Below are 21,730 nucleotides of genomic sequence, written 5' to 3' on the forward strand. Positions count from 1 at the left end.
GTCCAGTGGCGACGGAAACAGTCATTTTCTGGTTAGGGAGAATACATGCGAACCCTTTGGCGAATTATTGCCGGTTTCTTTAAATGGACGTGGCGACTGCTCAACTTCGTCCGCAACCTGGTGATGAACATCTTCTTCATCCTGCTGGTTCTGGTGTGTGCGGGCATCTGGATGCACATCAGCAACGCGAATCAGGCGCAGCACTCCACTCGCGGGGCGCTGTTGCTGGATATCACCGGCGTAATCGTTGATAAACCGTCAGCCAGCAACCGGCTGGGCGTCATCAGCCGTCAGCTGTTTGGCGCCACGTCCGACCGCCTGCAGGAAAACTCCCTGTTCGATATCGTCGATACCATCCGTCAGGCCAAAGACGACCGCAACATCACCGGCATCGTGCTGGATTTGAAAGATTTTGCCGGCGGCGATCAGCCTTCTATGCAGTACATCGGTAAAGCGCTGCGCGAATTCCGCGACAGCGGCAAGCCGGTGATTGCCGTGGGCGACAGCTACAGCCAGGGGCAATATTATCTGGCGAGCTTCGCCAATAAAATCTGGCTCTCTCCGCAGGGTACTGTCGATCTGCACGGCTTTGCCACCAACGGCCTGTACTACAAATCGCTCCTCGACAAGCTGAAGGTCACCACCCACGTCTTCCGCGTCGGCACGTATAAGTCTGCCGTCGAGCCGTTTATCCGCGACGACATGTCCCCTGCCGCCCGCGAAGCGGACAGCCGCTGGATTGGCGAGCTGTGGCAGAACTATCTCGGCACCGTTGCCGCGAACCGCCAGATGACGCCCGAGCAGGTGTTCCCGGGCGCGCAGGGCGTGCTGGAAGGTCTGCGTAAGGTTGACGGCGACACCGCGAAATACGCCCTCGATAACAAACTGGTTGATGCCCTGGGCACCAGCGCCGAGATTGAAAAATCCCTGAGCAAACAGTTTGGCTGGAGCAAAGAGGACAAAAATTACAGCGCCATCAGCATGTATGATTACTCGACGAAAAAACCGGACGACCGCGGTGACAGCGTCGCGGTGGTCTTTGCCAACGGCGCCATCATGGACGGTCAGGAGACCCCGGGGAACGTGGGCGGCGATACGACCGCGTCACAAATCCGCGATGCGCGCCTCGATCCGAAAGTGAAGGCGATTGTCCTGCGGGTCAACAGCCCTGGCGGCAGCGTCAGCGCCTCCGAGGTGATCCGTGCTGAGCTGGCCGCAGCGCGCGCCGCCGGCAAGCCGGTAGTGGTGTCGATGGGCGGAATGGCCGCCTCCGGAGGTTACTGGATCTCCACGCCAGCCAACTACATCGTGGCTAACCCAAGCACGCTGACCGGCTCGATTGGCATCTTCGGGGTAATCAACACCGTAGAGAACAGCCTGGATTATCTGGGCGTACATACCGATGGCGTAGCGACCTCCCCGCTGGCGGATGTCTCGGTGACCAAATCCCTGCCGCCGGAAGTCTCAGAGATGATGCAGCTCAGCATTGAGAACGGCTATAAACGCTTTATCACCCTGGTCGCCGACTCGCGTAAAAAGACGCCTGAGCAGATTGACCAGATCGCGCAGGGCCACGTCTGGACCGGTCAGGATGCGAAGAGCAACGGTCTGGTAGACAGCCTGGGCGACTTCGATGACGCGGTGAAGAAAGCCGCCGAACTGGCGAAGCTGAAGCAGTGGCATATCGAGTATTACCAGGACGAACCGTCGTTCTTCGATATGGTCATGGACAGCATGTCCGGCTCGGTACGCGCGATGCTGCCGGAGGCGCTGCAGGCTTACCTGCCTGCGCCGGTCGCCACGGCGGCAAAAGCGATGAAGGCGGAGAGCGACAAGCTGGCGGCCTTCAACGATCCACAGAGTCGTTACGCGTTTTGCCTGACCTGCGCGAACGTCCGTTAAAAACCGTCCCCTCTTCCCGCGAAGAGGGGACTTTTTTCTTTTGAAGAACAAGAACTCACTACCATGCAGAAGAAATCGATTTATGTAGCCTACACTGGCGGTACCATCGGTATGCAGCGCTCTGAAAACGGCTATATCCCCGTCTCCGGCCACCTTCAGCGTCAGCTTGCGCTGATGCCTGAATTCCACCGTCCGGAAATGCCTGACTTTACTATCCACGAATACGAGCCGCTGATGGACTCCTCCGACATGACGCCGGAGGACTGGCAGCATATCGCGGATGATATTAAAGCCCATTACGACCAGTACGACGGCTTCGTGATCCTGCACGGTACCGACACCATGGCGTTTACCGCCTCGGCGCTCTCCTTCATGCTGGAGAACCTGAGCAAGCCGGTTATCGTCACCGGGTCGCAAATCCCGCTGGCGGAGCTGCGCTCGGACGGGCAGATCAACCTCCTCAACTCCCTTTACGTGGCGGCGAATTACCCGATTAACGAAGTGTCGCTGTTCTTTAACAACCGTCTGTATCGCGGTAACCGCACCACTAAAGCCCACGCCGACGGTTTTGACGCCTTCGCCTCCCCTAACCTGCAGCCGCTGCTGGAAGCCGGGATCCATATCCGTCGTCTGGGGACGCCTCCGGCACCGAATACCGCGGGCGAGCTGATTGTGCACCCTATTACCCCGCAGCCGATTGGCGTGGTCACCATCTACCCGGGTATCTCTGCCGACGTGGTGCGCAACTTCCTGCGCCAGCCGGTGAAGGCGCTGATCCTGCGCTCCTACGGCGTGGGCAATGCGCCGCAGAACGGCGAATTCCTGAAGGAGCTTCAGGAGGCCAGCGAGCGCGGGATTGTGGTGGTGAACCTGACCCAGTGTATGTCCGGAAAGGTCAATATGGGCGGCTATGCCACCGGTAACGCGCTGGCGCATGCGGGGGTGATCAGCGGTTTCGATATGACCGTTGAGGCAACGCTGACTAAACTTCACTATTTACTGAGTCAGGATCTGGACATTCAATCCATTCGCAGCGCGATGATGCAAAATCTGCGCGGCGAGCTGACCCCGGACGAATAAGGAGTGCTCATGAAGCAACGCGCCCTGCTCCTGGTCGATTTGCAAAATGATTTCTGCGCGGGCGGTGCGCTGGCCGTCGCCGAGGGTGACAGCACCGTTGACGTGGCCAACACGCTGATCGACTGGTGCAAAGCCCGCGGTGAAGCGGTTGTCGCAAGCCAGGACTGGCACCCGGCAAACCACGGCAGCTTTGCCAGCCAGCACAGCGTCGAGCCTTTCACCCAGGGTGAACTCGACGGGCTGGCGCAAACCTTCTGGCCGGATCACTGCGTACAGCAGACGGAAGGCGCGGCGCTGCATCCGCTCCTGAATCAGAAGGCCATCGACGCGGTGTTCCATAAAGGCGAAAACCCGGCTATCGACAGCTATAGCGCGTTTTTTGATAACGGGCATCGTCAGAAAACGGCCCTGGACGCGTGGTTACGTCACCACGAAATCACGGAGCTGATCGTGCTGGGCCTGGCAACGGACTACTGCGTGAAGTTCACCGTGCTGGATGCGATCCAGTTGGGTTATACCGTCAGCGTCATCACCGACGGCTGCCGCGGGGTGAACATTCACCCGCAGGACAGCGCTCAGGCGTTTATGGATATGGCCGCGGAAGGCGCCACGCTGTATACGCTCGAAGACTGGCTGGAGACGCAGGCTTAGGCCTTTTAAGCCGGGTGGCGGCTGCGCCTTACCCGGCCTACTTCTTTGGTTTTGTAGGCCGGGTAAGCGTCAGCGCCACCCGGCATTTCTTCCCCAATCCCCATAAAGTGAACTCCCTCGCATCCTTAGCGAAGCGGCAATGCTATTCTCGTCAGGCTGTTTTTTCGCCACGCCTTTTCCGTGGCGTGGTTATTTCTATTTAGTCAAAGAGGAACTTGTATGAAACGTTTGCCCTTGCTGGCAGCATTACCCCTGCTTTGCACGTCACTTGCTTTCGCTGCGCCCCTCATGTCGGTGGGCTATTTCAATGGGGGTGGCGACGTCACCGCCGGACCGGGCGGCGATATCAACAAACTGGACGTTCGCCAGATTACTCATCTGAACTACTCGTTTGGTCTGGTCTATAACGACGAAAAAGACGAAACCAACGCCGCGCTGAAAGATCCGGCGAAGCTGCATCAGATCTGGCTATCGCCAAAAGTGGCGTCCGATCTCGCGTTAATCCCAACCCTGCGCAAGCAAAACCCAAACCTTAAGGTGCTGCTCTCCGTTGGCGGCTGGGGCGCTCGCGGCTTCTCGGGTGCGGCGGCGACTAAGGAGACGCGCGCGGTGTTCATCCGCTCCGCGCAGGAGATTGTCGACAAATACGGTCTGGACGGGATCGACCTCGACTGGGAGTATCCGGTCAACGGCGCCTGGGGCCTGGTTGCCAGCACGCCTGCCGATCGGGATAACTTTACCGCCCTGCTGAAAGAGATGCGCGACGCGTTCGGGCACAAAAATCTGGTCACTATTGCGGTAGGCGCGAATGCGGAAAGCCCGAAAAGCTGGGTGGATGTGAAAGCCATTGCGCCCCTGCTCGACTATATCAACCTGATGACCTACGACATGGCGTACGGCACGCAGTACTTTAACGCCAACCTGTATGACTCCAGCGCCTGGCCGACGGTGGCCGCCGCTGACAAATACAGCGTCGATTTTGTGGTCAACAACTATCTGGCCGCCGGGCTGAAGCCGCAGCAGATGAACCTGGGGATAGGTTTCTATGGCCGCGTACCGAAACGTGCCGTAGAGCCGGGGATCGACTGGACGAAACCGGATGCGCAAAAAAATCCGGTGACCCAGCCGTACTTTGGCCCTCAGGAGATCGGGCTGTTCAAGTCTCTTGGCTACGACCTGACCAAAGATACCTACGTGAAGTACAACGATATCGTCAAAAAGCTGCTGAACGATCCGCAGAAACGCTTTACCGAGCACTGGGACGACCAGGCGAAAGTGCCGTGGCTCTCGGTGAAAGGTGCTGATGGCAGCGCGCTGTTTGCGATTTCGTATGAGAACCCGCGTTCTGTGGCGATCAAAGCGGGCTACATCAAGGAGAAAGGTCTCGCCGGAGCAATGTTCTGGGAGTACGGCGCGGACGACGAAAACCAGCTAGCGAAGCAGCTTGCGGCGTCGCTCGGGATCCCACACTAAGGTGAAGCGTGCCGGGTGGCGCTAACGCTTACCCGGCCTACAGGGAGAGCCTTATTTGAAAGTCGCAATCGGCTTCGGCGTGATGCCGAAGTCCTCTTTCAGCTCGCGCTTGCTCTTCATCACCATCTGGCCCTGGGTGTCGATCGTCATGTGCTGCGCGTCGGTGTTATTGCGCGCCTGCCACAGCATCACCAGCTGAAGGCTGTTCTCTTTTTGCTCCGGCGTCAGCGCGACGCCATCGGGCCATTTTCCCAGCTCTACGGCGGTGACCAGACGCTGATAAATCTCCGGCGTCATACCGCTAATCATGTCATCAATATTCACAATCGCACCCCTTTAAAGGAATAATTTGCTGAATCGTTTTTTCAACCCTTCACCTGGTCGCCGTTTTCATCGTCAGTGAAGCTCATTGAGGCAGAGTTGACGCAGTAACGCTCGCCCGTAGGCTGAGGGCCATCCGGGAAGACGTGGCCAAGGTGCGCATCGCAGTTGCCGCAGCGAATTTCCGTACGCACCATGCCGTGCGACGAGTCGGTCAGGTAGCGGATGGCCTCATCGCTCACCGGCTCGTAAAAGCTCGGCCAGCCGCAGCCGGAATCAAATTTCGTTTGTGAATTGAACAGCGGGGCATCACAGACCAGACAGTGGTAGACGCCGTCTCGCTTGTTGTGCAGTAAACGCCCGGTGAACGGCGGCTCCGTGCCGTGGTTCTGCGTCACGTAAAACTGCATTTCTGTGAGGTTTTTTTTCAAATCATCAGGGTTACGTTGGTTCGACATATGCTTACATCTCGCTGTAGAAACAGACACCTTTTAACCCGGATTCTAACAAAACATTAACACCCTTGCGTGCACTTTTGTTCTAAACTTATGTGTCGCGAAAAGGCAGTCAGGCAATTGTGACCATGCTCACATTTTTATCCTGCGAGGACTTTAAAATCCCGGGCGCAGCCCCCATGTGGTTGCAAGCTCAAAGGGAAAGTGAGGCGAGTCAGTCGCACAAACGTTAGTCACAGGATTGATTTGTCGCAATGATTGACACGATTCCGCTTGACGCTGCGTAAGGTTTTTGTAATTTTACAGGCAACCTTTTATTCACTAACAAATAGCTGGTGGAATATATGACTATCAAAGTAGGTATCAACGGTTTTGGCCGTATCGGCCGTATTGTTTTCCGTGCTGCTCAGAAACGTTCTGACATCGAAATCGTTGGTATCAACGATCTCCTGGACGCTGAATACATGGCGTACATGCTGAAGTACGACTCAACTCACGGTCGTTTCGACGGCACCGTTGAAGTGAAAGACGGCCACCTGGTTGTTAATGGCAAAACCATCCGCGTTACTGCTGAAAAAGACCCAGCTAACCTGAAATGGAACGAAATCGGTGTTGACGTTGTTGCTGAAGCAACCGGTATCTTCCTGACCGACGAAACTGCACGTAAACACATCACTGCAGGCGCGAAGAAAGTTGTTCTGACTGGTCCTTCCAAAGACAACACCCCAATGTTCGTTCGTGGTGCAAACTTCGAAACTTACGCTGGCCAGGATATCGTGTCTAACGCATCCTGCACCACCAACTGCCTGGCACCGCTGGCTAAAGTTATCAACGACAACTTCGGCATCATCGAAGGTCTGATGACTACCGTTCACGCGACCACCGCGACTCAGAAAACCGTTGATGGCCCGTCTCACAAAGACTGGCGCGGCGGCCGTGGCGCAGCGCAGAACATCATCCCATCTTCTACCGGTGCTGCTAAAGCTGTAGGTAAAGTACTGCCAGAACTGAATGGCAAACTGACCGGTATGGCGTTCCGCGTTCCAACGCCTAACGTATCCGTTGTTGACCTGACCGTTCGTCTGGAAAAAGCTGCTTCTTATGAAGAAATTAAGAAAGCAATCAAAGCTGCTTCCGAAGGCGCAATGAAAGGCGTTCTGGGTTACACCGAAGACGACGTTGTTTCTACCGATTTCAACGGCGAAGTGTGCACTTCCGTGTTCGATGCTAAAGCAGGTATCGCACTGAACGACAACTTCGTTAAGCTGGTATCCTGGTACGACAACGAAACCGGCTACTCTAACAAAGTACTGGACCTGATCGCTCACATCTCCAAATAAGTTGAGATGAGTGTTTGATCCAAAAAGGCGACTTCGGTCGCCTTTTTTATTGTTTTTTAGACAGAGGATTGCTTAATGATTAATAAAATTTTTGCACTTCCGGTAGTCGAACAACTTACCCCTGTGCTCTCCCGCCGTCAGATTGACGGTGCCGACGTGATCGTCGTTGACCACCCTCGAGTCAAAGCCTCCGTAGCGCTGAACGGCGCTCACCTGCTCTCCTGGAAACCAGAAGGCGAAGTGGAAGGCCTGTGGCTGAGCGATGCCACCTCCTTCAAAAAAGGGGCCGCCATTCGCGGTGGCGTACCGATCTGCTGGCCGTGGTTCGGTCCGTCTGCGCAGCCGGGTTTGCCTTCTCACGGTTTTGCCCGTAACCAGCAGTGGACGCTGAAGGCGCACAACGAAGACGACAACGGCGCCGTGCTGACCTTTGAGCTGCAGGCTAACGATGAAACCCGCGCGCTGTGGCCGCATGATTTCACGCTGTACGCCCGCTTCAAGCTGGGTAAAACCTGCGAAATTGAGCTGGAAGCCCACGGTGAGTTCGAAACCACCTCTGCCCTGCACACCTACTTCAACGTGGGTGACATCGGCGCCGTGAAGGTGAGCGGCCTCGGTGATACGTTCATCGACAAAGTTGATAACGCGAAGGAAGGCAAGCTGAGCGATGGCGTTCAGGCGTTCCCTGACCGTACCGACCGCGTCTATCTGCACCCGGAAGCATGCAGCGTGATCCACGACGGTGCCCTGAACCGCGGCATTGAGGTGGTTCATCATCACCACAGCAACGTGGTGGGCTGGAACCCGGGTCCGGCGTTGTCTGTGAGCATGGCCGACGTTCCTGATGACGGATACAAAACCTTTGTCTGCGTGGAAACAGCCTGCGTGACCGCCCCTCAAAAAGCGAGCGAAGAAAAACCGTCTCGTTTAGGGCAGACAATACGCATTGTGAAGCGTTAAGCACCCTGCACCGCGATAAAGCAAACGGGGCGCAAGCGCCCCGTTTTGATGCAATGATTGCACTCAATTAATGCACAATCAGAACTTGTAGCTCACGCCAACAGAGAAAATACCTGCCCAGGACTTATCGACCATCGGGCTATCCTTCACTTCGTCGCTCAGGCGCTCATAACGGCCGGTGCCGTACACGCTCCAGTCGCCGAGGAAGTTATAGCTCGCGGTCAGCTCCAGATACGGATCCCAGCCGTCGTCTGCGCTGTAGCTCTTCAGACCGCTGCGACGGGACTCATTTTTAGAGACGCCATAGTAGTAATCGTTGTAGTTCTCGCTGCTGTACAGCACACCGATACCCGGCGTCAGGGTAAACCCGCCGTTGGTGTAGCGGTATAGCCACGCCAGGTCCCAGATAAAGCCGTTGCTGTTATCCAGCGTATCACCCGCCAGGGCCGTACGCAGGAAGCCATACTCGGTGTTGTGGACATACGAGAGCCCGGCCATCATCGAGCTTTTACGCTTGTCGAGTCGGCGAAGCGCGTTGCTGTCGCTGTCACCCGGCTTAAAGTGAGTCGGATCGTAGTAGGCCATAATGGAGAGCTTATCGGCCGTATCGTTCCAGAGATAGTAGCCGCCGCCCAGCCCGCGGAACCAGAAGTTATCCCCTTCATAGGTGATAACGGGAAGAGGGTAAACATCACGGTCATACTGTTTGTACGGGCTGTTAATGACGCCAACACCCGCGCCAACCGTCCACTGACTTTCCGCCTGCGCGGTGCTTACTGCGGTCGCGGCAAGGATGCCCAATGCCAGAAGTTTGAGTTTGGTCACAATCCATTCTTTCCTGTAGTCAAATAATCAGCGTGTGAAGTGTAACCGCCAATCCCGTACATCCCAAAATTTTTTGCCTGCCAATCAGTCTGATTAACCCGTTATTTTTAACTTTACAGATGACAGCGTGCTTTCATTTATATGACCGCTGAATGAAAAACGTGCTTTTGCCTTATAACGACAGTGGAAATTTTTGGATGAGTTATTGATATGTCATTGAAAGTAGATTTTATGGGCATGCAAGTTTTGCAAATGCCATCTACGCTTTAATTTAAGAAGAGTTTTCCTGAACACCCTGCGGTTCTTAGCGTCCGACCTGGCACACAGGTTGCTGCTCTGGCAGTGAGGTGCGAGAGATTCTCTTCCGGGAGCCTCCACTACTCATACGAACGGCTCTTATCCTGTGCTAAAAAACGAAAGGACGGCATGCCATGAATATATTCGATCACTATCGCCAGCGCTATGAAGCTGCCAAGGACGAAGAGTTCACACTGCAGGAGTTTCTTACCATCTGTCGGCAAGATCGCAGTGCCTATGCCAATGCGGCAGAACGGCTATTGATGGCTATTGGTGAGCCAAACATGGTTGACACTGCCCTGGAGCCACGGCTTTCCCGTCTCTTTTCGAATCGGGTGGTCGCCCGGTATCCGGCGTTCGAAGAATTCTATGGAATGGAAGACGCTATCGAACAGATTGTCTCCTATCTGAAGCATGCCGCTCAGGGTCTGGAAGAGAAGAAACAGATCCTCTATTTACTCGGCCCCGTGGGTGGCGGTAAATCCTCGCTGGCGGAACGCCTGAAGTCGCTGATGCAGCGCGTGCCTATCTACGTGCTCAGCGCCAACGGCGAACGCAGCCCGGTCAACGATCATCCGCTGTGCCTGTTTAACCCGCAGGAAGATGCACAAATTCTGGATAAAGAGTACGGCATCCCGCGTCGCTACCTTGGCACCATCATGTCGCCGTGGGCGGCAAAACGCCTGCACGAGTTTGGTGGCGACATTACCAAATTCCGCGTGGTGAAAGTCTGGCCGTCCATCCTCGAACAGATCGCCATCGCCAAAACGGAACCCGGTGACGAGAACAACCAGGACATCTCGGCGCTGGTGGGTAAAGTCGACATTCGTAAGCTGGAAAACTTCGCCCAAAACGATCCGGATGCCTACGGTTACTCGGGCGCGCTGTGCCGCGCTAACCAGGGGATTATGGAATTCGTCGAGATGTTTAAAGCGCCTATCAAGGTGCTGCACCCGCTGCTGACGGCGACGCAGGAAGGAAACTACAACGGTACGGAAGGCATTTCCGCCCTGCCGTTTAACGGGATTATTCTCGCCCACTCCAACGAATCTGAATGGGTGACCTTCCGTAATAACAAAAACAATGAGGCCTTCCTTGACCGCGTGTACATCGTCAAGGTGCCTTATTGCCTGCGGATCTCCGAAGAGATCAAAATTTACGAGAAACTGCTTAACCACAGCGAGCTGGTGCACGCGCCCTGCGCGCCGGGCACGCTGGAAACGCTGTCACGCTTCTCTATCCTTTCGCGTCTGAAAGAGCCGGAAAACTCCAGCATCTATTCAAAAATGCGCGTCTATGATGGTGAAAGCCTGAAAGATACCGACCCGAAAGCGAAGTCGTATCAGGAGTACCGCGACTATGCAGGGGTTGATGAGGGGATGAACGGTCTGTCCACGCGTTTTGCGTTTAAGATCCTCTCCCGCGTCTTTAACTTCGACCATGCGGAAGTGGCGGCCAACCCGGTGCATCTGTTCTACGTCCTGGAGCAGCAAATCGAGCGCGAGCAGTTCCCGCAGGAGCAGGCTGAGCGCTATCTTGAGTTCCTGAAAGGTTACCTGATTCCGAAATACGCCGAGTTCATTGGCAAAGAGATCCAGACGGCTTACCTGGAATCCTATTCAGAATACGGGCAGAACATTTTCGACCGTTATGTCACCTACGCTGACTTCTGGATCCAGGATCAGGAGTATCGCGACCCGGATACCGGCCAGCTGTTTGACCGTGAATCCCTGAACGCGGAGCTGGAAAAAATCGAGAAGCCCGCCGGGATCAGTAACCCGAAAGACTTCCGTAACGAGATTGTGAACTTCGTCCTGCGCGCCAGAGCGCATAACAACGGGCGCAATCCGAACTGGACCAGCTACGAGAAGCTGCGCACGGTCATTGAGAAGAAAATGTTCTCCAATACCGAAGAGCTGCTGCCGGTGATCTCGTTTAATGCCAAAACCTCAACCGATGAGCAGAAAAAGCACGACGATTTTGTCGACCGTATGATGGAAAAAGGCTACACCCGCAAGCAGGTCCGCCTGCTGTGCGAATGGTACCTGCGCGTGCGTAAATCGTCTTAAAACAAAAGGCTCCACGCCGGGGCCTGCAATAACGAACCGTAGGCCGGATAAGCGCAGCGCATCCGGCACTACACGCGCAGCATAGAGTTGGCAAATGCAGTACGGGGGGCATATGACCTGGTTTATTGACCGGCGTCTTAACGGCAAAAACAAGAGCACGGTAAACCGCCAGCGCTTCTTGCGCCGTTATAAAGCGCAAATTAAACAGTCTATCTCCGAGGCCATCAACAAACGCTCGGTGACCGACGTCGACAGCGGCGAGTCTGTCTCCATCCCCACCGATGACATCAGCGAACCGATGTTTCATCAGGGTCGAGGCGGCCTGCGCCATCGCGTACACCCAGGTAACGACCACTTCGTTCAGAACGACAGAATTGAGCGCCCTCAGGGCGGCGGCGGTGGTTCAGGAAGCGGTCAGGGACAGGCCAGCCAGGACGGTGAAGGTCAGGACGAATTTGTCTTCCAGATTTCGAAAGATGAATATCTCGACCTGCTGTTCGAAGACCTGGCGCTGCCGAATCTGAAAAAGAATCAGCATCGTCAGCTTAATGAGTATAAAACCCATCGCGCGGGCTATACCGCCAACGGCGTGCCCGCCAACATCAGCGTCGTGCGTTCGTTGCAGAATTCGCTGGCGCGACGAACGGCCATGACGGCAGGCAAACGTCGCGAACTGCGCGAGCTGGAGAGTAGCCTGAAGGTGGTTGAAAATACGGAACCGGCGCAACTGCTGGAAGAGGAGCGCCTGCGTAAAGAGATTGCCGAGCTGAGGGCGAAGATCGAACGGGTACCGTTTATCGACACCTTCGACCTGCGCTACAAGAACTACGAAAAACGTCCCGAGCCCTCCAGCCAGGCGGTGATGTTCTGTCTGATGGACGTCTCCGGCTCGATGGACCAGGCCACCAAAGATATGGCGAAGCGTTTTTATATTCTGCTCTATCTGTTCCTGAGCAGAACCTATAAGAACGTGGAGGTGGTTTATATCCGCCACCACACCCAGGCGAAGGAGGTGGATGAGCATGAGTTCTTCTACTCGCAGGAGACTGGGGGCACCATCGTCTCGAGCGCGCTGAAGCTGATGGATGAGGTGGTGAAAGAGCGTTACGACCCGTCCCAGTGGAATATTTATGCCGCGCAGGCGTCGGACGGCGATAACTGGGCTGACGACTCGCCGCTGTGCCACGAGATTCTGGCGAAGAAAATTCTGCCGGTGGTGCGTTACTATAGCTATATCGAAATCACCCGTCGCGCGCATCAAACCCTGTGGCGGGAGTATGAACATCTGCAGTCAATGTTCGACAATTTTGCCATGCAGCACATCCGTGACCAGGATGACATTTATCCGGTGTTCCGGGAGCTGTTCCACAAGCAGTCTGCGACCAGCAACGCCTAACCCCACAGCCAGCGAACCCGCTGGCTGTTTTCTTTCGACCCCGCTCATCCCGTGCTAATGTAGACAGTCGCGTACTGAATTATCACCGGGAAAATCGTTATGACTGACGACGTTATTGGAACAGACACTCACCAGCAGCTGATTGCCTTACTCACCGAGCAGGGCGCGCGCTTTCGCGTTATGGAGCACGAGGCGGTGGGGAAATGTGAAGCGGTAAGTGAAATTCGCGGAACCGACCTGCGCCAGGGTGCCAAAGCGCTGGTGTGCAAGGTGAAGGGAAACGGCGTAAAAAAACACGTTCTGGCGATCCTCGCCGCCGATCTGCAGGCTGACCTTAGCCAGCTGGCCAGCCATTTTGGCGGACTAAAGGCTTCCCTCGCCAGCCCGGCCGAAGTGGATGCCCTGACCGCCTGCGTTTTCGGCGCTATCCCGCCTTTTAGCTTCCATCCTGATTTGGCGCTGGTTGCCGACCCGCTGCTGTTCGAGCGCTTCGACGAGATCGCATTTAACGCCGGCCTGCTGGAGAAATCCGTGATTATGGATACCCAGGATTACCTGCGCATCGCCCGTCCTGAGCTGGTGACCTTCCACAAAGCGTAACCGGACTGGCTGGCTACCCTGTCAGCCGTTCCTTTCCAGGAACAGCACGGAGGCGACGAGAATAGCGGCAATAGCGAAAAACGATGAGGAGATAATCAGCGTTTCCACAAACATGTGATCGTTCATGATAGCGACCCTTTTGCGATATCTGCTTTCGTTTTAATCCGCGTAAATGACAAGGTTATGACAACGATAAAATCTTTTTGAAACTGTTCTCTGCCGCGTTTGCGCGTAGAGTAAACAGGTTCATTATTCTGGCAAGGATTCCCTATGTTTGACCCTACTCTGCTTATTCTTCTGGCACTCGCCGCGCTTGGCTTTGTCAGCCATAACACCACCGTCGCCATCTCGATTCTGGTGCTGATTATTGTGCGCGTGACCCCGCTTAACACCTTTTTCCCGTGGATAGAAAAACAAGGCCTCACCATCGGGATCATCATCTTAACCATTGGGGTAATGGCGCCCATCGCCAGCGGCACGCTTCCCGCCTCAACGCTGCTGCACTCGTTTGTAAACTGGAAATCGCTGGTGGCGATTGCGGTGGGGATTTTTGTCTCGTGGCTCGGCGGGCGCGGCGTCACCCTGATGAGCAGTCAGCCCTCGCTGGTGGCGGGTCTGCTGGTGGGCACCGTGCTGGGCGTGGCGCTCTTTCGCGGGGTGCCGGTGGGCCCGCTGATTGCGGCAGGCCTTGTCTCGCTGTTTATTGGGAAGTCGTAGTCAGGCTGGCCATATATCGCGCGGGCGTCTGACCCAGCCCCTTCTTAAACATGGTAATAAACGCGGTGGTCGAGTCATAGCCCAGCGACTGGGCCACCTGCTGTACCGATTTCCCGCCGATTAAAAGCTGAAGGGCCACAATGAGCTGCAGCTGATGGCGCCAGCGGCGAAAGCTTAAACCGGTCTCTTTCACCACCAGCCGCGCCAGGTTGCGTTCGCTCATGGCAAAGTGGCTTGCCCACTGCGCCAGCGTCTGCCAGGCGGCGGGATCTTCCGCCATCTTCTCGCTCATCAGCCGGATTTTGGGATGGGGTGAGACGGGCAGCTGCAGATGCTCCTGACGCTGGCGCGGCAGCTCGTCAAACAGGACGTCCACCAGGCGCGATGTGGCCGCAAGAGAGAGCTCCTCACGCGTTTTTTCCGCCAGGGATAAAATCAGCTCCCGCACGAGAGGCGAGATTTTCAGGGTGCAGCAGCGGTCGGGCAGGCTTGCCGCCCCAGGTTCGATGAACAAAAAGCAGAGCTGCGCGCCCGGCGTGGCCCGGTTGCTGTGCGGCATTTGGCCGGGGATCCAGACGGCATACTGGGGCGGCACCATCAGCATGGCATTTTCCACTTCGCAGGTGATCGCGCCGCCGAGGGCCAGAATCAGCTGCCCCTTACGGTGCTGATGTCGGGGAATATACTGTTCTTCCGCCACCACGCGGATGCGAAACGCGGCAGCCGCGTCGTGCTGGCTATCAGGATCGTAGCCGTCCAGTCCCAGGCCAATCATCAGTTTGTCCGATATGAGCGATAAACTGTCATTTTAGCCTGATTTCAACCGCCGGGAAACTCGGTATTGTGTGCGCTCGCTTGAACGTATGAGAACATAATGACTACTGCTATTCGCACCTCAGGAAAACACGGCGCGCTGTTGATTGCAGGCATCCTGATGATTGCCACCACGCTTCGCGTCACCTTTACCGGAGCAGCCCCGCTGCTTGATACTATTCGTCTTGATTATGGCTTAAGCACGGCGCAAACCGGCCTGCTGACCACCCTGCCCCTGCTGGCTTTCGCCCTCGTCTCGCCGCTCGCGGCAGGCGTTGCACGGCGTATCGGCATGGAGCGCAGCCTGCTTATCGCCCTGCTGCTGATTTGCATCGGGATCGCCGTTCGCTCCCTGCCCTCCGCCGCATTGCTTTTTATCGGAACGGCGATCGTCGGCTGCGGTATTGCCTTCGGGAACGTGCTGTTGCCCGGTTTAATCAAACGCGACTTTCCGGGCCAGGTGGCGAAGCTCACCGGTGCCTATTCCCTGACCATGGGCATCTCGGCGGCGTTTGGCTCGGCGATGATTGTTCCCCTGGCACAGGGGGAAGCGGGCTGGCATGGCGCGCTGCTGATGCTGATGGCGTTTCCGCTGGCCTCGCTGCTGCTCTGGCTGCCGCAGGGGCGACAAAAGCACGTTGCGACGGTAACGGGCGCTGGCGCGCTGCATAACCGCGCGATATGGCGCTCGGCCCTCGCCTGGCAGGTGACGCTCTTTTTGGGGATTAACTCGCTGATTTACTACGTCATCATCGGCTGGCTACCGGCGATACTGCTGAGCCACGGCTACAGCGAAGCGCAGGCCGGCTCGGTGCACGGGCTGTTGCAGCTGGCCACGGCCGTGCCGGGGCTGGCCGTGCCGCTGATCCTCCACCGTCTGAAAGATCAGCGCGTCATTGCCGGAGCGGTGGCGCTGATGTGCGCAGTCAGCGCGGCGGGGCTATGGTTTATACCTGACATGGCGGTGATGTGGACGCTGGTGTTTGGCTTCGGCACAGGAGCCACGATGATCCTCGGCCTGACGTTCATCGGGCTGCGCGCCAGCTCGGCGCACCAGGCTGCGGCGCTCTCCGGCATGGCGCAGTCGATCGGTTATCTGCTCGCCGCCTGCGGCCCACCGCTTATGGGGAAAATTCACGACAGCGCGGGAGACTGGCGGATCCCGCTGCTGGGCTGCGCCCTGGCCGCCGTGATAATGGCTATTTGCGGCATGCTGGCCGGGCGAGACCGGGAGATAGCGCCGCGCTAAATGCAGGCCGGGTAAGCGCAGTGCCACCCGGCGAAAAAGCGATGACGTTATGAATCGCGCGCCGCGCGCAGCATCGCCTGGACCAGCACCACCGGGCGCCCTTCCAGCGCCGCGCGCTCGTGCTGGAATAAGGTGATGACGAAGAACGGGTGCGTAACCAGCTCCGCGGCGCGAATTTCCCCCTGGTCGTCCCAGCCCGTCACATGCATATCGCCTGTCTCCAGCGCCTGGGCAAATTCCGGCGACACGCCATAGTTACAGTGATACCCCTCTTCAATTTCCGGCTTGCCGTACGCTTTCGCAATCAGCGTATTTTTGCGCAGCTCAACCGCATCGGTTTTTTCCACCAGCGAGCAGGACAGCGGCGCAATCACCATAGTGCCTTCGGTATCCGTCTCGGCGTGTGCCGCATCAGCCCAGCCCAGCACATTGCGGGCATACTCAATCAGCGCGTGCTGGAACCCGCCGCAGGTACCAAGAAACGGAATGCTGTTTTCACGGGCGTAGCGCGCGGCGATAAAGGCCGCCTCGGTGTTTTTATAGGGGCTGGCAGGAACCAGCCAGATGGCATCGTAGCCCACCAGATCTTCGGGGCTTGTCAGCTCCGTGGTGGCAAGCCAGTCGTAATCGGCGGTGAGGTCAAGGACGGCGGCGGCGTCGTCAATCGCCAACGGGATCGCCTGATGCGCAATAACAGCGGGATTGTAATCGCCAACCAGGGCAATGCGCAGCGTCGTTTTAACCGGGAGGTGTTCCATGAAAGGTTCCTTATGCCAGAGTATTATCAGATAACATAAGGAACCTCAGACTACCGATCTTTTGCAATTATCACAATACCTTAAATTGGGAGGGTGGAGTCATGATTCAGTGCAAGCGGGTATACGAGCAGGCAGGCCCGGACGACGGCTATCGGGTACTGGTGGACAGGCTGTGGCCGCGCGGGGTGAAGAAAACGGACCTCGCGTATGATGAATGGTGTAAAGCGCTCACCCCCTCGAATGACTTACGCAAGGCCTTTCATAGCGAAACGATTGATTTCGCCGCCTTCAGTAAGGCCTACCGGGAAGCGCTGGCGCAGCATGCTGATGAGGGAAAGCGACTGGCGACGCTGGCAAAAGGGCAGACCGTCACCCTGCTCTTTGCTGCCAAAAACACGGAGCAAAACCACGCTCTGGTCTTAGCAGACTGGCTGCGCCACCTGTAATCAGCCGATGGTCATCTCATCCCGGATTTGCGGCGCTTCATCCGGGGTGAGTGGCATGAGGTGTTCGGCGCGGACAAACGCAAAGCCGTGCTGGTTGTCAAAAGCGTGAACATCACCCGTCACCAGCCAGAGCGCGCGGTCGGCGGTGGCCGGTAACTGCGTCATCACGCCGTTGACCGGGTTAACGAAACGCTGGCCAGGCTGGCACAGGCCAAACAGCTCAACGGATTTACCAATATTGCGACGACCAGACGCCGTGCGGGCACCCACGATTACTGCCATGCTGCCCGGTTTTAGCTGAAACATACTTCTCTCGCGGTAACGAACGCCAGAAACTGGCTAAGATTAATCCTAAAGAGAAGTGTATCGCAGGCGCTATGCGTCTGTCACCTGGTGGGTTGCGGATGATCCCGACGATAGAGCGTCCATTCATCGATCGTTTCGCCGCCCGGTAATTTGCACTCCGTGCGTACGCCCTGCGGGCTTTGAACCGGGACCTGTTCCCCGCCTTTCTCCAGACAGTACACGGAAGCCGGGTTCGCCATACCGATCGCGTGTGGCGGTTTCGGCGCATCGGGTGGCGTACTCTTTGCGGTGCAGGCCGCCAGAGGAAGCGCCAGCGCTAAAAGCAGAAATCTCATCTTATTGATCCTTGTGACATCGTTACAGTCTAAGGGTAACGGGTCATCGCCGCGTTCTCCATGATTTCTCCATTTTAACTGCACTTTTCAGCACTATAGTGTGGCGTGTTCTCGATATGACCAGAGAACATCATTCCGTAATCAAGATGTCTTTGCCCCGCTCTCAACAACGGGGCTTTTTTTCTCTGCTGCTGCCCTCTCCCTGCATATATTAAATTTTCTGTATTCATGTTTTACTATGCCTGAAGCTTAAAAACTCAGCATAACATGCAGATGCAGACGTCTTCTGCCTGGGAGTCATTCTACGTCATGTCGGATATTATCCTCGCTCGCGTTTCAGAAACCCTTGCCACCGAGCAAACCCTTGAAAGCCTCGTTCGCCAGCTGCTGGAGATGCTGGAAATTGTCACCGACATGGAGTCGACCTACCTGACGAAGGTGGATATCGAAGCGCGGCTGCAGCACATCCTCTACGCCCGCAACAGCAAGCAGATGACAATTCCTGAGGGACTCAGCGTCCCGTGGGATGAGACGCTGTGCAAGCGCGCGCTGGACAGTGACACCCTGTTCAGCAATGACGTCCCCGAACGCTGGCCCGAGTGTGAAGCCGCAAAAGCGCTTGGCATTACCACCTACATGAGTATTCCTGTCCATCTTGCGGATGGTTCACTCTACGGAACGCTCTGCGCCACCAGCACGGCCAAAAAGCCCCTTAGCGAGCGCGGTGAACAGGTGCTGAAGCTCTTCGCCGGGCTGATTGCCCAGTCCATCCAGAAAGAGTCGCTGGTGACCCAGCTTCGCGAAGCCAACGCGGCCCTCATCGCGCACTCCTACACGGATGCTCTGACCGGTTTACCCAACCGTCGCGCCATCTTTGAGGATCTGACTACCCTCTTTTCACTGGCACGGCACCTTAAGCGAAATGCCATCATCGCGTTTATCGATCTGGATGACTTCAAGCTGATTAACGATCGCTACGGCCACGAGGCTGGCGACCAGTTTTTGATTGAAGTGGGCAAGCGTTTGACGGAAGAGAAACAGCAGGACGATATTATTGGCCGGCTGGGCGGTGATGAGTTTCTCGTCGCGTCGCTGAGCCACGCCCGTCAGGACGGGGATAATGCGCAGATTACGCTGCTCAAAACGCGCCTCAGCGCCTGCATTGCTGGCGAATACTGGCTGGGCAGCGTTCATATCATTTATCCTGGAGCCAGCCTTGGCGTTATTGAAGTGGATCCTGCCAAAACCGATCCTGACAGCGCGTTACGCGCCGCGGATGTGGCGATGTATCAGGTTAAGAAAGGAAAAAGCAAAACACGCTTTCTCACTATGGATTAACCTCGTACACTCTACGGCGTTATTGGAACCGAAACAGGTGATGGTATGAGAATAGGGATCCTCTTCCCGGTCGTGATATTTATCACGGCGGTGGTTTTTTTAGCATGGTTTTTTGTCGGCGGTTACGCGGCTCCGGGGGCATAAATGCGGAAAACAACCGTCATTATGCTGATCGTTGCCATTGCGGCGTTTGCCGGCACGCAGCTCGGCTGGTGGTAACCCCTGCAAGTAAAAAGGCCGCCATCCGGCAGCCTTTTTCAACGCTTAAAGCCTTAGCTTTTGATCTTTCTGTAGATAAACAGAACAACCAGCGCACCGATCACCGCCACGGCGAAACTGCCGAAGTTAAAGCCATCGACCTTGCCAAAACCGAACAGCGTACTGATCCAGCCGCCAACTACCGCGCCCACAATACCCAGTATTACGGTGACGATAAACCCACCGCCATCTTTGCCCGGCATGATCCACTTCGCCAGAATACCTGCAATAAGCCCAAAGATAATCCAGGATAAAATTCCCATAACTTTCCTCTCTGTATGGTTTTTGTCATTAAATCAACGACACAAAAAAGGATAGCACAGGATTTCAGAAAGGAAATTTGTGATAGGCATCACAATGAGAGAGTGCGCAATTATTCATCAATAAAAAAGCGCGTGGCACATAAACTGTGGGGTTGCATCTTTTGTTGAGAAAGATTATCTTTCTCAACACTGAATAGTTGAGTTAAACACTCGGGTATTCAGTACGACATTGCTCACATTGCTTCCAGTATTTCTTGCCCACCGTAGCGTGGGCTTTTTTTTGCTCAGACCCCAACAAACGCGTAGCGGTTACGTCCCGCGCGTTTCGCCTGATAGAGCGCCTGGTCAGCGGCAACAATGATATTCTGCTGGCTGCCCGCGATGTCGACGGCGCGTGCGGTTGAAATTCCGACGCTTACCGTCACCCGCCCGAAGGGGCTAAAAGCATGGGCGATGTCCAGAGAGAACACATTGCGAATAATCGTCTGTGCCAGACGAAGTGCCTGCTGAATATCCGCATCCGGCAGTATCAGCGCAAATTCCTCTCCGCCGTATCGCGCGACAATCTGGTTATCGCGGGTCAGGCTCTCCCTGAGGCTGTTTCCCAGCAGCGCGAGGCACCGGTCCCCTTCCGGATGGCCGTAGTTATCGTTGTATTTTTTGAAGAAGTCCACGTCCACAATCAGTATCGAAATTGGTGCATCACGTGCGGCACAACGCGCGATTTCCGAAAGGAATTTTTCATCAAAAATGCGGCGGTTGTACAGCCCGGTCAAGGCATCTTCTGAGGCAATAATCTTTAGCGCCTTATTGTCCTTTGCTTTTCGGGACAGGTCGGAATACAGGAAGTATGACGCCACGATGAGTATCGCCGTAAACACGAAAATGAGTACCGCCAGCTGAATCGCCTGCTTGCGCCAGGGAGCAAGGGCTTCATCAATGCTGACGGCCACGGTGGTAACCAGCCCGTAGCGTCTGTTTTTCTCATAGGCATAAATACGGTCGATTTTATCAAACCGCGACACGGAACGGGCAATCCCGGTATTTTGTACCTTAAGGTATTTCCTGAAGAGCGGTGAATCAGAAACAATCGTGCCGATATAGGTATTTTTAAAGGGATAACGGACCAGCAGCACGCCTGATTGCGTCGTTAAGCCGATGACGCCCGAGTGACCGATATTAATTTGCCCGTAGAGCGCCAAAAAATTTTCGATACCCAGCGTCACGACCACGACGCCGTTAAATGCCCCGGCGGGGGTTTCAAGGCGTCGACTGATGGTGATAACCCATTTACCGTTGGTGCGGCTGACCACCGGCTCCCCAATAAAAATCTGCTGACCTTTATTGTCCCGATGATAGATAAAAAACTCTCTGTCCGAGCCTTTGCGCGGCCCGGTAAAACTTTCGTGCAGTGCGGTAAAGATATCGCCGCTGGCATCGTAAACAACCACATTATTAATCTGGGTAAGAAGATTATCCTGATTATTGATCATCCGCTGAATATGGGTCGCCTGCTGCGGGGTCATGCCATAAATTTCGATAATGTCGGAAACGGTAGTAATTAACATTTCGCTCTGGCGCATGATCCCCTCGGTATAGACATCGAGGGTATGGCTCAGGTTAGCGACGCCGGTATTTATTTGCTGGATTGACTGCTGCCTTGACGTGGCAATTTGGACGGCAAGCGACAGCGAGATGATCAATGAGACAATAATGACGGTAATGGTTGTTGTGTAAAAAGTATTTTTCACATGCACGAGCTATTCCACCTTATCACGCCTGACATCCCTGGCTGACAACTCTTGTCACTGTAACAAAGCTCAGGATAAGAGGAAAATGAATTGCACTTAAGCATACTACAGAAGCTCGTCTTAATTA

At 55.6% G+C, this 21,730-nt stretch carries 24 protein-coding genes; 14 read left to right on the forward strand and 10 right to left on the reverse strand.

Going from position 1 to position 21,730, the window contains the following annotated elements:
• Positions 1 to 45 precede the first annotated feature (45 nt).
• The 4 genes from sppA (at position 46) to ACJBF3_RS07230 (ending at position 5,106) form a co-directional block, all read left to right on the forward strand.
• Complete coding sequence (gene sppA, locus ACJBF3_RS07215; protein WP_045327020.1) at positions 46 to 1,902, forward strand: signal peptide peptidase SppA; 1,857 nt, start codon at positions 46 to 48, stop codon at positions 1,900 to 1,902.
• 63 nt (positions 1,903 to 1,965) lie between these two features.
• On the forward strand, positions 1,966 to 2,982 hold the full coding sequence (gene ansA / locus ACJBF3_RS07220) for an asparaginase (protein ID WP_008500705.1): 1,017 nt from the start codon (positions 1,966 to 1,968) through the stop codon (positions 2,980 to 2,982).
• A gap of 9 nt (positions 2,983 to 2,991) precedes the next feature.
• Positions 2,992 to 3,633, forward strand: coding sequence for a bifunctional nicotinamidase/pyrazinamidase (pncA, locus tag ACJBF3_RS07225; protein WP_045327019.1), 642 nt, complete (start codon positions 2,992 to 2,994; stop codon positions 3,631 to 3,633).
• 219 nt (positions 3,634 to 3,852) lie between these two features.
• The gene (locus tag ACJBF3_RS07230) at positions 3,853 to 5,106 is read left to right on the forward strand and encodes a glycoside hydrolase family 18 protein (protein ID WP_045327017.1); all 1,254 of its coding nucleotides are present in this window, start codon (positions 3,853 to 3,855) and stop codon (positions 5,104 to 5,106) included.
• A 51-nt stretch (positions 5,107 to 5,157) separates the two neighbouring features.
• On the opposite strand, the gene ACJBF3_RS07235 is transcribed toward ACJBF3_RS07230, so the two are convergent.
• Both ACJBF3_RS07235 and msrB read right to left on the reverse strand, forming a co-directional pair.
• On the reverse strand, positions 5,158 to 5,430 hold the full coding sequence (locus ACJBF3_RS07235; protein ID WP_045327016.1) for a YeaC family protein: 273 nt from the start codon (positions 5,428 to 5,430) through the stop codon (positions 5,158 to 5,160).
• 41 nt (positions 5,431 to 5,471) lie between these two features.
• Positions 5,472 to 5,885, reverse strand: a complete 414-nt coding sequence (gene msrB, locus ACJBF3_RS07240) for a peptide-methionine (R)-S-oxide reductase MsrB (RefSeq protein ID WP_032639794.1) — start codon at positions 5,883 to 5,885, stop codon at positions 5,472 to 5,474.
• Between the two features lie 341 nt (positions 5,886 to 6,226).
• On the opposite strand from msrB, the gene gapA reads away from it, so the two are divergent.
• Both gapA and ACJBF3_RS07250 read left to right on the forward strand, forming a co-directional pair.
• Positions 6,227 to 7,222: a glyceraldehyde-3-phosphate dehydrogenase gene (gene gapA, locus ACJBF3_RS07245; protein ID WP_014831506.1), complete on the forward strand. Its 996-nt coding sequence runs from the start codon at positions 6,227 to 6,229 to the stop codon at positions 7,220 to 7,222.
• Positions 7,223 to 7,297: 75 nt separating this feature from the next.
• A complete protein-coding gene (locus tag ACJBF3_RS07250; protein WP_045327015.1) occupies positions 7,298 to 8,182 on the forward strand; it encodes a D-hexose-6-phosphate mutarotase in 885 nt (294 codons plus the stop codon).
• Between the two features lie 78 nt (positions 8,183 to 8,260).
• On the opposite strand, the gene ACJBF3_RS07255 is transcribed toward ACJBF3_RS07250, so the two are convergent.
• Positions 8,261 to 9,007, reverse strand: coding sequence for a MipA/OmpV family protein (locus ACJBF3_RS07255; RefSeq protein WP_045327014.1), 747 nt, complete (start codon positions 9,005 to 9,007; stop codon positions 8,261 to 8,263).
• Between the two features lie 431 nt (positions 9,008 to 9,438).
• Here ACJBF3_RS07255 and yeaG point away from each other — a divergent pair, with 431 nt between their 5' ends.
• From yeaG to ACJBF3_RS07270, 3 genes are all read left to right on the forward strand, one after another.
• Positions 9,439 to 11,373: a protein kinase YeaG gene (yeaG, locus tag ACJBF3_RS07260; protein WP_008500713.1), complete on the forward strand. Its 1,935-nt coding sequence runs from the start codon at positions 9,439 to 9,441 to the stop codon at positions 11,371 to 11,373.
• Between the two features lie 112 nt (positions 11,374 to 11,485).
• Positions 11,486 to 12,769, forward strand: a complete 1,284-nt coding sequence (locus ACJBF3_RS07265) for a YeaH/YhbH family protein (RefSeq protein ID WP_045327013.1) — start codon at positions 11,486 to 11,488, stop codon at positions 12,767 to 12,769.
• 99 nt (positions 12,770 to 12,868) lie between these two features.
• Positions 12,869 to 13,369 (forward strand): YbaK/prolyl-tRNA synthetase associated domain-containing protein, encoded by a 501-nt coding sequence (locus tag ACJBF3_RS07270; RefSeq protein ID WP_045327012.1) that lies wholly within the window; start codon positions 12,869 to 12,871, stop codon positions 13,367 to 13,369.
• Positions 13,370 to 13,390: 21 nt separating this feature from the next.
• Here the strand turns inward: ACJBF3_RS07270 and yoaI are convergent, their stop codons facing one another.
• Positions 13,391 to 13,495 carry a small membrane protein YoaI gene (gene yoaI, locus ACJBF3_RS07275; RefSeq protein ID WP_088475353.1) on the reverse strand — a complete coding sequence of 35 codons (105 nt, stop codon included), beginning with the start codon at positions 13,493 to 13,495 and terminating at the stop codon, positions 13,391 to 13,393.
• Positions 13,496 to 13,639: 144 nt separating this feature from the next.
• Here yoaI and ACJBF3_RS07280 point away from each other — a divergent pair, with 144 nt between their 5' ends.
• Positions 13,640 to 14,086, forward strand: coding sequence for a DUF441 domain-containing protein (locus ACJBF3_RS07280; RefSeq protein ID WP_024908579.1), 447 nt, complete (start codon positions 13,640 to 13,642; stop codon positions 14,084 to 14,086).
• Here the strand turns inward: ACJBF3_RS07280 and ACJBF3_RS07285 are convergent.
• On the reverse strand, positions 14,070 to 14,861 hold the full coding sequence (locus ACJBF3_RS07285; RefSeq protein ID WP_045327011.1) for a helix-turn-helix transcriptional regulator: 792 nt from the start codon (positions 14,859 to 14,861) through the stop codon (positions 14,070 to 14,072). The two genes, ACJBF3_RS07280 and ACJBF3_RS07285, sit on opposite strands and share 17 nt — an antisense overlap.
• 99 nt (positions 14,862 to 14,960) lie before the next feature.
• Between ACJBF3_RS07285 and ACJBF3_RS07290 the strand changes: the two genes are divergently transcribed.
• Positions 14,961 to 16,148 carry a CynX/NimT family MFS transporter gene (locus ACJBF3_RS07290; RefSeq protein ID WP_045327010.1) on the forward strand — a complete coding sequence of 396 codons (1,188 nt, stop codon included), beginning with the start codon at positions 14,961 to 14,963 and terminating at the stop codon, positions 16,146 to 16,148.
• A gap of 47 nt (positions 16,149 to 16,195) precedes the next feature.
• On the opposite strand, the gene ACJBF3_RS07295 is transcribed toward ACJBF3_RS07290, so the two are convergent.
• On the reverse strand, positions 16,196 to 16,906 hold the full coding sequence (locus tag ACJBF3_RS07295; RefSeq protein WP_045327009.1) for a CTP synthase: 711 nt from the start codon (positions 16,904 to 16,906) through the stop codon (positions 16,196 to 16,198).
• Positions 16,907 to 17,007: 101 nt separating this feature from the next.
• On the opposite strand from ACJBF3_RS07295, the gene ACJBF3_RS07300 reads away from it, so the two are divergent.
• Positions 17,008 to 17,352: a DUF488 domain-containing protein gene (locus ACJBF3_RS07300; protein WP_045327008.1), complete on the forward strand. Its 345-nt coding sequence runs from the start codon at positions 17,008 to 17,010 to the stop codon at positions 17,350 to 17,352.
• Here the strand turns inward: ACJBF3_RS07300 and ACJBF3_RS07305 are convergent, their stop codons facing one another.
• Together ACJBF3_RS07305 and ACJBF3_RS07310 are read right to left on the reverse strand one after the other, a co-directional pair.
• Complete coding sequence (locus ACJBF3_RS07305; protein WP_045327007.1) at positions 17,353 to 17,658, reverse strand: periplasmic protein; 306 nt, start codon at positions 17,656 to 17,658, stop codon at positions 17,353 to 17,355.
• Positions 17,659 to 17,738: 80 nt separating this feature from the next.
• A complete protein-coding gene (locus tag ACJBF3_RS07310; RefSeq protein ID WP_045327006.1) occupies positions 17,739 to 17,993 on the reverse strand; it encodes a DUF333 domain-containing protein in 255 nt (84 codons plus the stop codon).
• A 309-nt stretch (positions 17,994 to 18,302) separates the two neighbouring features.
• Here ACJBF3_RS07310 and ACJBF3_RS07315 point away from each other — a divergent pair, with 309 nt between their 5' ends.
• A complete protein-coding gene (locus tag ACJBF3_RS07315; protein ID WP_045327128.1) occupies positions 18,303 to 19,331 on the forward strand; it encodes a sensor domain-containing diguanylate cyclase in 1,029 nt (342 codons plus the stop codon).
• Between the two features lie 45 nt (positions 19,332 to 19,376).
• Positions 19,377 to 19,475 (forward strand): YoaK family small membrane protein, encoded by a 99-nt coding sequence (locus ACJBF3_RS07320; protein ID WP_014883431.1) that lies wholly within the window; start codon positions 19,377 to 19,379, stop codon positions 19,473 to 19,475.
• A 128-nt stretch (positions 19,476 to 19,603) separates the two neighbouring features.
• On the opposite strand, the gene ACJBF3_RS07325 is transcribed toward ACJBF3_RS07320, so the two are convergent.
• Complete coding sequence (locus tag ACJBF3_RS07325; RefSeq protein ID WP_008500746.1) at positions 19,604 to 19,852, reverse strand: GlsB/YeaQ/YmgE family stress response membrane protein; 249 nt, start codon at positions 19,850 to 19,852, stop codon at positions 19,604 to 19,606.
• 284 nt (positions 19,853 to 20,136) lie between these two features.
• Positions 20,137 to 21,609, reverse strand: a complete 1,473-nt coding sequence (locus ACJBF3_RS07330; protein WP_045327005.1) for a sensor domain-containing diguanylate cyclase — start codon at positions 21,607 to 21,609, stop codon at positions 20,137 to 20,139.
• Positions 21,610 to 21,730 lie beyond the last annotated feature (121 nt).

The organism is Enterobacter sp. PP-008-ECC_S150, assembly GCF_045257065.1.
GTDB lineage: Bacteria > Pseudomonadota > Gammaproteobacteria > Enterobacterales > Enterobacteriaceae > Enterobacter > Enterobacter chengduensis.